Origin of the sequence: Arenibacter aquaticus, assembly GCF_003957295.1 — a bacterium.
GTDB lineage: Bacteria > Bacteroidota > Bacteroidia > Flavobacteriales > Flavobacteriaceae > Arenibacter > Arenibacter aquaticus.
In genome coordinates, this window is the sequence record NZ_RQPJ01000005.1 from 360,512 (window position 1) to 373,698 (window position 13,187).

11 protein-coding genes are annotated in these 13,187 nt (G+C 39.5%); 7 read left to right on the plus strand and 4 right to left on the minus strand.

The window, feature by feature from the left end:
* Positions 1-79 precede the first annotated feature (79 nt).
* The gene (locus EHW67_RS20490; RefSeq protein WP_238389899.1) at positions 80-544 is read right to left on the minus strand and encodes a hypothetical protein; all 465 of its coding nucleotides are present in this window, start codon (positions 542-544) and stop codon (positions 80-82) included.
* Between EHW67_RS20490 and EHW67_RS21005 the strand changes: the two genes are divergently transcribed.
* From EHW67_RS21005 to EHW67_RS11070, 7 genes are all read left to right on the plus strand, one after another.
* Positions 513-590 carry a hypothetical protein gene (locus tag EHW67_RS21005; RefSeq protein WP_394343590.1) on the plus strand — a complete coding sequence of 26 codons (78 nt, stop codon included), beginning with the start codon at positions 513-515 and terminating at the stop codon, positions 588-590. The two genes, EHW67_RS20490 and EHW67_RS21005, sit on opposite strands and share 32 nt — an antisense overlap.
* A 465-nt stretch (positions 591-1,055) precedes the next feature.
* Entirely contained in the window at positions 1,056-4,238 is a 3,183-nt protein-coding gene (locus tag EHW67_RS11045) for a SusC/RagA family TonB-linked outer membrane protein (protein ID WP_126162433.1), read from the plus strand.
* Between the two features lie 19 nt (positions 4,239-4,257).
* Entirely contained in the window at positions 4,258-5,583 is a 1,326-nt protein-coding gene (locus EHW67_RS11050; protein WP_126162614.1) for a RagB/SusD family nutrient uptake outer membrane protein, read from the plus strand.
* Positions 5,584-5,789: 206 nt separating this feature from the next.
* Positions 5,790-6,497 carry a FadR/GntR family transcriptional regulator gene (locus EHW67_RS11055; protein WP_126162434.1) on the plus strand — a complete coding sequence of 236 codons (708 nt, stop codon included), beginning with the start codon at positions 5,790-5,792 and terminating at the stop codon, positions 6,495-6,497.
* Positions 6,498-6,738: 241 nt separating this feature from the next.
* Positions 6,739-8,022, plus strand: coding sequence for an MFS transporter (locus tag EHW67_RS11060; protein ID WP_126162435.1), 1,284 nt, complete (start codon positions 6,739-6,741; stop codon positions 8,020-8,022).
* A gap of 30 nt (positions 8,023-8,052) precedes the next feature.
* Entirely contained in the window at positions 8,053-8,817 is a 765-nt protein-coding gene (locus EHW67_RS11065) for an SDR family NAD(P)-dependent oxidoreductase (protein WP_126162436.1), read from the plus strand.
* Positions 8,818-9,287: 470 nt separating this feature from the next.
* Positions 9,288-10,565 carry an Nramp family divalent metal transporter gene (locus EHW67_RS11070; RefSeq protein WP_126162437.1) on the plus strand — a complete coding sequence of 426 codons (1,278 nt, stop codon included), beginning with the start codon at positions 9,288-9,290 and terminating at the stop codon, positions 10,563-10,565.
* A gap of 11 nt (positions 10,566-10,576) precedes the next feature.
* On the opposite strand, the gene EHW67_RS11075 is transcribed toward EHW67_RS11070, so the two are convergent.
* The 3 genes from EHW67_RS11075 to EHW67_RS11085 all read right to left on the minus strand — a co-directional run bounded on the left by EHW67_RS11075 (position 10,577) and on the right by EHW67_RS11085 (position 13,100).
* Positions 10,577-11,293: a sugar isomerase domain-containing protein gene (locus tag EHW67_RS11075; RefSeq protein WP_126162438.1), complete on the minus strand. Its 717-nt coding sequence runs from the start codon at positions 11,291-11,293 to the stop codon at positions 10,577-10,579.
* Positions 11,294-11,716: 423 nt separating this feature from the next.
* Positions 11,717-11,908, minus strand: coding sequence for a cold-shock protein (locus EHW67_RS11080; protein ID WP_126162439.1), 192 nt, complete (start codon positions 11,906-11,908; stop codon positions 11,717-11,719).
* A gap of 109 nt (positions 11,909-12,017) precedes the next feature.
* Positions 12,018-13,100: an OmpA family protein gene (locus EHW67_RS11085; RefSeq protein ID WP_238389900.1), complete on the minus strand. Its 1,083-nt coding sequence runs from the start codon at positions 13,098-13,100 to the stop codon at positions 12,018-12,020.
* Positions 13,101-13,187: the final 87 nt, after the last annotated feature.

Here is a 13,187-nt window from a genome sequence, read left to right on the forward strand (position 1 = left end):
GAACCAGAGATATTGGAAAGGCCATTTCCATAATATTGGCCAAGGAAGGCGCACAGGTTGTAGTAAATTATTGTAGCAACTATGGTGACACCAAAAATCTTCGGATAAACAAGGCCGGTAACTTGGTTGCCAGAAAGACGGTAGCCAAGATGGATGAAGCTTTTTTTGATAAGTTGATATAATTAAATCTCAATTCTACTTTCCTTTTTACACAAGCGGCATTGCCACCAATGAAATCCGCACCCTCCGTCATAAACATTGCCCCCAGGCCGGCAGGGATGGCGGGGGCGTTGGATCCGTAGCCCAGGCAACACCACAAGGAACCATCATGACCATCACAGGCGGTCTGGAGAAAGCAGTTGGCCCAAAAAATATTCGGTAACATAGCCTTTGCCCTAAAATGATAGCCACCGCCTTTCAGGACATCTTCATCACAGATGAGATGGTAAAAAGTAACAGGTTTGACTCCTCTTCGCCAAGTAGGAAGAGTTAAAGAAATTGCCAATACACTAATCTGCCACGCTTCGTCCGAAACTTCATTCATTACAGGAGCCAACTTCTACATAAACGGCGGACTTGCTTTTTCGTAAACATTAAGCTTAGCACTGTTAATTTAACAATGACCACGGAACCAATTTAGCAGATCTTTAAAAAAACCGAACAATACTTGTAAAAAAATTTTTGATTAACGAATAAATAATATATATTTGGTAAACCAAACTGGTAAACCACTTTGGTTTACCAGACGAAATTAATAACACCAGCCATGTTAAAAGAAAAATATTTAAAAATAGACCATAGAATTTGACAAAAAAAGGACGGGCGCACACCCATCCTTTATAAAAAAGATTACTTCATTCTGAAGGGAAGTAATAACTCGGACATAAAATAATATACCATTTTACGCCAAGTGCAAATATAATAAAAACATTGACTTTAAACCGATTGGGCGATTTGGTATATAGCGGGAAAAATGTGTATGCACAAGCACATTTACAAGCTGATTTCGATTATCGAAATTGGAAATTGATAATTCTAACTCAATACAAACAGCAATGAATTTAAGAAAGAAACTCATTTTAGGAGCGTTATTGCTCATTAATGTCGCCTTGTTCGCCCAAGATGGTTATATACTGTCCGGAACGGTAACGGACGCTGCAAACGTTCCAGTACCCGGAGTTAATGTGATTATCGCCAATACAACTACAGGAACGGCAACAGACTTCGACGGAAATTACCAAATTACGGTAAAAAACGGGGATGTATTACAGTTTTCATCCTTGGGATTTGTAACCCAATCAATTACGATAGCAGGCCAAGAACAGCTAAATATAACCTTGGCCGAAGACTCCAGTCAACTAGATGAGGTAGTTGTAGTTGGTTATGGTACCAGAAAAAAATCACATCTTACTGGAGCGGTCGCAAAAGTAGGTGGAGATGAAGTTGCCGCTGTTCAAGTGGCTCGTGTAGATGATGCCCTTGCAGGTAAGTTATCCGGGGTACGGATTCAAAATCAAAGTGGAGAACCCGGTGCGGATCCCAAAATCCAAATTAGGGCGGCATCATCTGTTTCAGGTGACTCTGGACCATTAATTGTAGTGGATGGATATCCAATTTCAGGTAATTTGGCAACGGTAAACCCCAACGATATTGAAAGTTTAGAGGTTTTAAAAGATGCGGCATCTGCTGCTATCTATGGTTCTTTGGGTGCCAATGGTGTTATTTTGGTTACCACCAAAAAAGGAAAAGCAGGAAAAGTTAATTTTAATTATAATTCATATGCAAGTACTTCAAGTAAGTATATAAAGGACATAGAAATGCTGAAGACAGCAGGAGAATGGGCCAAAGAATTACAAACCGGTGCCTATGATCTTTCCGAAACCGACCCAGGTTTATTGGCTTATAGACTAGATGCATACGCCAATGCCCCCGATGTCATTAGCGTAGAAGATTGGCTATTCAAAAATGGGAGTACCACCAATCATGATTTTAGTGTGAGCGGTGGATCAGAAAACTTAAAGGCCTTTGCTTCGCTTGGTTATTTGAATACCGATGGTATCGTAAAAGGACAAGGTTATGAAAGGTATAACGGTCGTATGAATCTCGATGCCAACTTGAGTTCCAAATTAAAGGCCGGATTGAGTATGAATGGTTATTATGGCAAACAAGATATTGTTCCTTGGGAAATGAGAGATCTATTGAGAGCATATAGCATTAGTCCTATATACCATACGCAAGCCTCAATAGATTTCGTTCAAGAATTGGATCGTAAGAGACAGGCATTAGCGGATACTGGTTTTACAGGAAATAATATCGGTAGATCTTTTGACCAAGATTATAGAGGTATAGGGTTAGATCCAACCAGTATATATGATTTGCAACCAGGCGATGTAGTTCACGATTGGCAATACGGCAGAAATCAAAATGGTATTGGAGGAACAGGGGATGCAGGTGTAGCCGCTAAGTTTGACAATTCCAGAAGATGGAAAAAGACATATTTTGGAAACCTAAGTTCTTATTTGCAATATGAAATTCTAGATGGTCTAAATATAAAAACCGTTTTCGGAGCAGATTTGGAAGACACCCAGACTTACGTATATGAGGGAATATTGTCGGACGGCCGACAACGTTCCAATCAAACTGAGTTGGATATATCCAATATAAAAAAATCTACTGTATTAAGTACAACCACTTTGAGTTTTGCAAAAATCATTGCTGAGAAGCATGACATCTCTGCCGTGGCTGGGATGGAATTTGTAAATACCTATTATAAGGGAATTGTGAATAATGGATCGAACGTACCATATGGTCTACCTTTGAACTATGATTTTTTTGACCCTGCAGATGTAATTACCAACGAGATAGATGAAACTCAGTCCAGAAATGGCTTTTTTGGAAGAATTGCTTATGCCTTTGATGATCGTTATCTTTTATCGGCATCAATAAGAAGAGATGGTGATTCACGATTTGGAGCAAATAAAAAATATGCAGTATTCCCTGCTCTATCTTTGGGATGGAATATTCACAATGAATCTTTTTTCGGAAATGCTGATGCGTTTAGCCTATTTAAACTTAGGTTTAGCACCGGATCTTTAGGAACTGCCTCTTTCTTGGGTACATATAACTCATTAAGTATTTTGGGCACCTCCCCAACAGCTTTCGGGACAGGATTTCTTATTCCTGAAGATATAGCCAACCCAGATTTAACCTGGCAGACCAATAAAGAAACCAACTACGGTGTTGATTTAGGTTTTGCTAGTAACCGAATTAGATTTAGTGTAGATTATTATACGTCCGATGTCCAAGATATGTTGATCAATCAAAGTGTATCTGAGGTTCTTGGGACCCCTGCTATAAAACTAAATCGCGGTGATGTTACCAGTTCTGGATTGGAATTTGAACTTAGTACAAAAATAGTTACCAATCCAAACTTCTCTTGGAGTGTCAACGCCAATTTATCAACTGCCAATTCAGAAATTACCAATCTTGGTGATTTGGACGAGCTGCCCAGGCAAATTTACGGTGGACCCAGTGGTAGAGGCCCTGAATTTAGAAACTATGTAGGAGGTGAAATTGGTGAAATGTGGGGATATGAAGTAACTGGTGAGGTGGAAACAATACATATGTCAGATCCTTCCAGGGGCGTTGGATTTGGCAGCTCAGAGTGGTATGTTGTTGATCAAAACGGTGATGGTGAAATTACCTATGAAGGTGATTACGTAAAGCTAGGGTCGGCCACACCGGATTTTTATTGGGGACTTTCAAGTTCTATGAATTTCAAGGATTTTGATCTGTCGTTCCAATTCCAAGGCTCCCAAGGAGCAGAACTTTACAATATAGACCCAATTTACTGGAAATCACAATTTGGCGGTAGATTAAAGTCTAGTTTTGACGCGAATGATGATGGTATAGCTGATGCCAGTGGGAAGTTCTATCAAGAGACCAGAAATGCCCATGGCTCAGGAATTCAAGATGCTTCTTATACAGCCTTGAGAAACCTAACTTTAGGGTATACCCTTAATCCGGATTTAACCGATAAAATTGGCTTAAGTTCAATGAGGATTTATGTTGCAGCTACCAATTTGTTATATATAATGGCAGATGATTATACCTCATTTAACCCTGAAGGTGTAGAGATCGAAAATAGTGGTTATGCAGGTCCAACCACTTACGGATACCAAGAAGGTGCGAGTCCGATTGTAAGAAGTTTTACTTTGGGTATAAATGTAAATTTTTAATTCAGAAATCATGAAAAATATGAAATCTATATATTTAGTAATAGTATCCCTGTTGTTGATAACATCATGTGATAACGATTTGGATCAAACGCCACCCTTATTACTTGAATCCAGTGGTTTGGAGGAATTTGGACCCGTATTAAATGCAGCGTATTACTATCAGACCGGCGGTGCAACACCAATGGGTGTGATGGGCGACTTTAGGGCCGACAATATGCTGATGTTAGAAAGCCCATATACGGCTTTTGACACCTACAACGCAGATTTGGGAGGCTTGGATTTGGTTGAGCAATTTTTTAGACCCCTCTATAGCAATATGTACAAGGCCATCTTAAGTGCCAATAATGTAATTGATAATTCAACTGACGCCACTGAGATTGCTGAAGCCAAATTCTTAAGAGCATTGTCTTACTTTAAATTGGTGATGGTTTTTGGAGATGTCACAGTGAATTTATCTCCTTCCCCTAGCCCATCGGATTTGTCCATTTTAACAAGACAACCGGCTGCCGACGTGTACAATAACGTGATTATTCCGGACTTTCAAGCCGCAATAGCCGGTTTAGACAATTCTGGATTGGCCAGTGGACGCGCATCCAACATCGCTGCCCAGGCCTTTCTCGGCAAAGTATATCTACACAGAGGTAATTTTTCCGAAGCTGCCACAACGCTCGGAACTGTAGTTAACAGTGCTGCCGATGCAGGGATTAGTTTGGAAAGCGACTTTGCCAACGTTGTAGTAGACGGTAGTTCAGAAGTCATTTTTGCAACCCAATTATCAACTTCGGTTCCAAATGCATATGGATCCGCCACCACCTTCGTAGGATGGGTCAGCGGGGCCGATACAAAATCCCTTACCCCCCTAGACCCAAGCTTAATTGCCGCTTTTGATGCCAGTAGTGCTAGTGGTGGAGGTACGGATTTAAGAAAGGCACTTACTATTGATACCGATAATATGAATGGTAGTAGGAAATATACTGGCGGACTTGAACAGGATTATATAGAATTAAGATTATCCGATGTTATTCTAATGTACGCCGAAGCTCTGAATGAAACTGGCTCCGCTGCAGCCACTGTACTTCCGTTATTGGATCCTATAAGAACGAGAGCGGGTTTAAATAGTTTAAGTGGAACTATAAGTTCGCAGGCCGACGTGAGACAAGCGATCTATGACGAAAGAAGATTGGAATTGGCCTTTGAAGGACACAGATGGTTTGATTTGGTAAGAACGGGTACCGTTGATGCTGAAATGGGTGAAACGATTAATAATAATTATTATGTATTTCCAATACCGAACTCGGAAATACTTGCCAGTGATGGGGTAATAACCCAAAATGATGGTTACTAAAATTTAGAGAAGGTTATAAATACTAGTAAGTAGAGTTAGTTAATAATTGGAGTTTACCGGCCTAAGGTCTGGCCGGTAATTTTCTTAAAACTGGATGGATAAGACTTATATTTTAAAATCCTAGATTATTAATATTTCTTTCGGCTATTGTTTTTATGTAGTTTTGACAAACCAATTTGGTAAACCAGTTTTAGAAATACTTTATTATGACAACAGAAATTCTCCCAAAAAACGAAAACGACTCTATTCAGAAAGAGATTATATCCAAGATCAGGGATTATATTAATTTTAAAAACCTTGAGCCAGGAGACAAATTACCCTCGGAAAGAAAGCTTTCCGAAAAATTTGAGGTAAGCAGGGGCAATGTAAGGGAAGCTATACAAACCTTGGAGTCCTACGGACTATTATACTCCAAGCCCCAAAGTGGCACCTTCATTGCCGACATTGGCCCCGTAGCCATGAACGGAATGATCAATGACATTTTGCGCCTGGAGGAACCCGATTTTAAGACCCTGGTAGAGACAAGGATACTTTTGGAATTAAAGACAGTGAGGCTGGCAGCTTTAAGAAGAACCGAGGAGGATCTTAAAGAAATAGAGGAGGCCCTAGAGGCCTATGCCGAAAAGGTAATGAAAGGGGAAGATGCTGTTCAGGAAGATCTATTGTTCCACCTAGCTATAGCAAAAGCAGCTGGTAATAGTACCATTAACACCTTTATGTTAACCATCACCCCGGAGATCATAACCAATTTTGCCAAATACCATGTATGTGACAAGAATGTAGCTTTTACCGGAATACAAGAACATAGGGATGTTTATGAAGCAATAAAGAAAAAAGACCCCCAATTGGCCAAGGAAAAAATGAAAATACACTTTAAATTGTTATATCAATACTGCTATAACATTAATGATTAACTGAAATAAAACAAGTGATGGAATCGCACACTTTTGTCACTTTAAGAATAAATATCTGAAGGGAAATAATGCTTGGAACACTATCATAAAATTACAATGTATTTAAACTTCGGTTTTAGGTACTCCTAGTAATTTATAGATCCAGTTAAAGTATATTAATAAACACGGGCATAAGGCCTGCAAGGCATCTATTGCCTAGAATAAAGAAACAGCGATTAATAATTAACCAAAAATATACAGTATGAAAGTCAAAGGTTTAAGATGGTGGATAATAGGGCTGATCTTTATAGCAACTGTTATCAATTATATAGATAGGAGTGCTTTGTCTATTATGTGGGGCAATGAAAATGTAGAAGGCTCCATATCGCATTCATTGGGTCTAACCAAGGATCACTACAGCTATATCCTAAACATTTTTATGGTCGCATATGCGCTGGGACAATTATTCTCGGGTAAATTGTTCGATAAGGTGGGTACTAGAATTGGATACGTGATAAGTATAGGTATTTGGAGTTTATCTACCGTCATGCACGCCACTGTTAGAGGTTTTTTGTCATTAGCATTTTTTAGAACCACCTTGGGTTTATCCGAAGCCGGTAACTGGCCAGGAGCTGTAAAAAGTAATGCGGAATGGTTTCCAATAAAGGAGCGCGCCATTGCCCAGGGACTTTTTAATGCAGGCGCTTCCATTGGCTCGGTCATTGCCCCACTCTTAATTGCCCTTCTTTTTGTAGCCTATGGCTGGGAGGTAACCTTTATAATAGTTGGGGGCTTAGGGCTTTTATGGATTATCCCTTGGCTTATAATTAATAAAACAGGTCCCAAAAAGCACCCGTGGATTAAGGAAGAAGAGCAAAATTTTATTTTGGAAGGACAAAGTAAGGCAGATCAAAATGCTACGGAAGACCAGAAAGGCCTAAGCCTAAAAGAAATACTTTCCTATAAAGAGTCCTGGTCCATTGTAGCAAGTAGATTTTTCTTGGAGCCCATTTGGTGGTTATTTGTTGGCTGGATGCCCATATATCTTTTTGATGTATATGGTTTTAATGTAAAAGAGGTAGGTATGTTTGCTTGGGTCCCGTATGTAGGTGCGGCTATTGGGAGCATTGCAGGAGGCTATGTGTCCGGTGTTATCATTGCAAAAACAAATTCGATAAACAAGGGGAGGAAAACCACAATTTTCATAGGAGGTCTCATTATGGTCTTAGGCCTTATCTCAACTATATTATTTGCGGACACCCCGGAAAAATTTGTTGCAATTGTATTTATAGTGTTGTTCGGTTTTCAGTTTGCAATAGGAAATATCCAAACACTTCCTAGCGACCTATTTAGTGGCAAGTCTGTTGGATCATTGGCCGGCTTAGGGGGTATGGTAGGCGTGTTTTCTGTAATTATCATGAACTTCTTGGTTCCTGTAATTGCAAAAGTTTCCTACACACCAATTTTTATAGCCATTGCCATATTTGTGCCATTGGGAGTTGGGTCTATATACTATTTCGCAAAAAATATTAAGTCAGTAGAATAATTAAATAATAATATAATTAAAATTAGAAATATGAGTAATTCAAACGGTAAAGTAGCAATAATAACCGGAGCTACCGGAGGTATAGGTTTTGAAGTAGCAAAAAGATTGGGTAAAGACGGGTATACAGTAGTATTAAATGGTATTGATAACGAAGCAGGAGTTAAAAGGATAAAAGAGCTTACCGCAGATGGGATCAATGCCGAATATTATGGATTTGACGTGACAAAAGAAGAAGAAGTCACTAAAAACATCACCGCTATAGGGGAAAAGTATGGAAAAATTGATGTTCTTGTCAATAATGCCGGTGGATTGGGCGGAAGGTCCAGGTTTGAAGAAATGACAACGGACTTTTACCGCTTTGTGATGGCATTAAACCTTGATTCTGTTTTTTTCGCATCAAGAGCCGCTATTCCTTTTCTAAAAAAAGGGGAGCTTCCTACTATTATTAATTATACTTCAATTGCGGGTTGGAATGCCGGAGGTCCCGGAGCAGGGATCTATGGCACCTCCAAAGCAGGGGTGCATGCCATTACCAGGGCACTGGCAAAAGATCTTGCCGAATATGGGATTAGGGTAAACGCCGTATCTCCTGGTACCATTGACACACCTTTCCACGCCCAGATAAAATCGACAAAACCAGAAGTATTTGCTTCATGGAAAAACAACATTTTATTGGGCAGGTTGGGACAACCGGAGGAAGTTGCCTCTGTTATTTCGTTCCTAGCAGGTAAAGATGCGGCTTTCCTTACTGCCGAAACCATCCAAATTGGAGGCGGACAAGGTTTGGGAATATAATAACACAGATAACTGTATGTGACATAGCAAATAGATTCCGGGAAATCCCGCCTCCCCCGAAAGGGACCTTTCCGGATCTATTTGTACTTACAACACACATACTTCCATATTGTATTAGGGACCTACAGTGTAAATAGATCGGCTACTCATCAAATTCAACCGAATGTTACCCTACAAAGCCCTTAAACAACCAATAAATGTATATGGCAGCATATAAAGGAAAACAGGTATTTACCCCTTATAGTACGATTAGCTAAAAGACTTGGTAAAATTGTTTAACACAATACTACATAAAAATGGCAAACTTTGGGCATTACAGTCCAAAAGCTCGGGCCAGTGGTACTGCAATATAATGTATTGGAACTCTCTCAAATAGAGGGCTAATAACCTATTACCTTACTAGGTCCTATTAAATAAAAGATACCTTTTACAAAAATTCAGGCTCCGGTTAAAAACCAAAAACAGCATTCATGGAAAGTATAAGCACTAAAAAATCATTTTTTAAAAAGATTTTAGCCTTGATACTGGCATTTGGCCCAGGAATATTTGCCATTGGATACACCATAGGAACGGGCAGTGTAACCTCCATGATAGTGGCTGGCAGCACTTATGGCATGCAGTTGCTATGGGTTTTACTATTAAGCTGTGTGTTCTCCGGCATTTTGATGTTTACTTATGGGCAATACGCCTTGGTCACCGGGGAAACTGCATTGTATGCGTTTAAAAAACACCTAAAATGGGGGAAAACAATTGCCATTCTAATAGTATTGGGCGTTTCCTTTGGGCAATGGAATTCCTTGATGGGTATCTTAGGGATTTCTGCCAATATTATCTACGAAATCTTCCTGATCTATTTTCCCCAGATTCAGGGCTACAAATATGAAACGGTACTTATTGTAGCCATTGTGGTCATTGGCATTATGTACGCCCTATTGTGGGTTGGAAAATATACTTTCTTTGAAAAGATCTTGGTGGTTTTTGTAACCATTATGGGGCTATCGTTCATCATCTCACTATTTATGGTATATCCACTGCCAATTGAGGTGGCAAAAGGGCTTATCCCTTCCATACCCCAAGTGAAAGGAGGAAATATGATGGTCGCGGCGTTTGTAGGAACCACCATGGCCGCCGCCACCTTTCTCTCTAGGCCGCTATTTGTAAAAGGAAAAGGTTGGAGTATAAATAATCTAAATCAACAAAAAAAGGATGCCATCACGGCTGCCTGTTTGGTATTTATCATCAGTGCATCGGTAATGGCGGTTGCAAGTGGGGCCCTTTTTCACCAAGGTCAACCCGTTACAAAGGTTTTGGATATGGTAAATACATTGGAACCGGTTGCAGGAAAGTTTGCCTTGACACTATTCTTTTTTGGAACCTTGAGTGCCGGACTTTCCTCTATATTCCCATGTTTATTAATTGCCCCTATTTTACTGGCAGACTACCAATCCGGGGAATTGGATACCACCTCCAAACAATTTAAGATCATAACAGCCCTAGCCTGTTTATTTGCTTTGATTGTCCCAATTTTTGGCGCCAACCCCATTGAAATGCAAATTTTGTCCCAGGTTTTTAATGTGTTTGTCCTACCATTGGTCATTATAGGGATTATCTTGCTTATTAATAACAAAGAATTGGTGGGAAAATACAAGGCCAGTCTTTGGCTCAATATAGGCCTCATAACAGCCTTCTTCTTTTCATGTGTAATTTCCTATAATGGGATAATAGCCTTATTGGACTTTTTTGGTTAGCACTTATAACGCTATAGGTGTTTCACCCTAGATTCATATTTTTTATACAAGGCATCATTATCTGCCTCATCTATATTCTGACTTTGGAAAACTGAAACTTCTATCCCCTGCTCATTACATTTTTTAATGGCTTCGGTTGAAATGATGTTAACAATTATCATTCCCAGTACCGAAGAAGCCGGACCTATCATAAGCTTATTCGCCTCAATTATCCCATCACCGGATGGCACGCAGTTATCTATAACCAAATCTGCTATTTCAAACAATTTCTTGCCGCTTTCATGTCTGGATGCATATTTTTTGGATTGTTCAAGGGATGTGATGGCTATAGTCTTTATACCCTCTTTTTTGGCCTTCATGGCCATTTCCAATGGCAGGGCATTCCTACCCGAGTTTGAAACTACGATCAATACGTCTGAGGGCCTAAACTCATATTTGTTCCATAGTACTTCGGCAAGTCCGTTTAGTTGTTCTATTTCCGCCGAACGCCTGGCACCACCGGCCATGAGTACCATATCATCCATGATGGCATTAACATTCGCAGGATTGGCAGCCCGTCCAAATAATTCCATTCCTATCATTTGGGAATGGCCGGTACCCATGGTGTGAATTATACCATCGTTCTTCATGACCTCTGCCAGCATTCCCGAGGCCCTTAGCAATTGATCCTCCTGATCTGTGGCCATCTTGTTTATCAACAACTTTATTTTATCTAGATATTCAAACATAGAAACTATTGCATTTAGTTAATGAAGGAAACCCTACGCATTACTATATGCATGTGCTAGCACGTCTAACAACAATGCCCACCAATGTTTCCAAAATCCAATATAAAGAATAAAATCATAGCCCCGTGAAGATATAAAACTACATGGGCACATTGTTGAGCCATAATTTCTAACTATAAAACTTAATGAATAACATTAAAACCTAAAGCAAATACTGCCTTCTACAAGCAACCTAACCTAAGGCCAAGGCATTGAACCTCCCCATGGCCAGGGCATTGAACCGGAAACCCCGCCAAAAGGCGGGGTTCGTTCGTCCATCGTATTTCAATGCGCCTACGGCTTTTGAAATACGGGTCTCACGAACATAAAAAAAGGACCTATCAATTGATAGGCCCCAGGTCATAAGAATTTTAAAAGTATATATTAAATAACTTTCACGTTCACGGCGTTTAATCCTTTTTTTCCTTCTTTAAGTTCAAATTCGACCTCATCGCCTTCACGAATTTCGTCGATTAAACCGGAGATGTGCACAAAATGTTCCTTCTCTGAACCTTCTTCGATGATGAATCCAAATCCTTTGGCATCGTTGAAAAATTTTACTGTTCCTTTACCCATTACTAAAATTTAAATTAATGATTACAAATCAAATATAGCCCCAAAAGTTTGAAACACAATTACTTAAAGTAAACATTTTTTTTCGGATTTAACCATAATGTCATTATGATCATTTTATTTCCATTTTAGAAATTACAAATTCTACACGCCTATTTTGGGCCCTTCCCGTTGCTTCCTTATTGTTGGCAATGGGCATCATATCTGCGTAACCGTTATACAGTACCCTATCTTTGGGCATTCCCAATTTTATGAGCTGGTCGGCTACGGCCTTTGCTCTTTTTACGGAAAGATTTTTATTATATGTGGTTGTTCCCAAGCCATCCGTATAGCCATTTATCTCAATCTTTAAATTACTATCCAATTTCAGGTATTTATAGACCCGGGCTATCTCCCTTAACCCTTTACTGTCTATATAAAACTCATCAAAATTAAAAAGCACATTCTCAAAAACGTGGGTTTCGTTCAGAGTAAAGGTTTGGGTACCTTCTCCAACATAAACCATATCCAAAAAATAGTAGGCTCCCTTAATGACTCTTTCTTTAACCAATTTTTGTCTTCTGGTGGCTGCATTATTCTTAAAATTGCCAATGGTTATAAATTGCTCACCTCCTTTGGCTATAAAGGTGGTTGAAATCTTGACCCAAGCGTCTTCATTGGTTATAAACCCATCCCCTTCTATGGGAATGTAAGTAACCGCATTTTCCTTAACCTTGGAAAGCTGGTATTTTGTAAGTGCTTTTTTTATTCTTAAGTCCAGGGGTTTTGCGGACAGTAGCACATCAAAATCCCGTATGGCATAGTCAGAATTCTCAGCTAGGCTTATGTAAAAAGACAGGGTATAATTAAGGTCCTTTTCCAAAGGCCATTTAAGCTCGCCCTGAACATATTCCCTATAATCGGCAGGGGCGTACATATAAAACCCTACATATCCGTTGCCAAATTTTGACCCCTGATTTCCCATAAAATTCTGGGGCACGCCCATAGAAAGGCTACAAGTATTAAAATAATCTGTAGTACCCTTGGTGGGAGCAGACCAATAGGTAAGGTCTTCTCCAAAATTCCCAAGCTGAGCGGGACATTCCAAAAAAGACTCAAAACTTGGGTTTTCCACCAAGTTTTGGGATACACTTATCATGGTACAGCCCAAGAAGATAAAACAAATAATATGCCTAATGGTATGCATTGAAACCATATAAAGGTTTTTAAATCCCTAAAATACAGAATTCTACCCATAGCAATAATGAGACAAAGCTCCATTACCAAAGTAGGTACAGAAAAC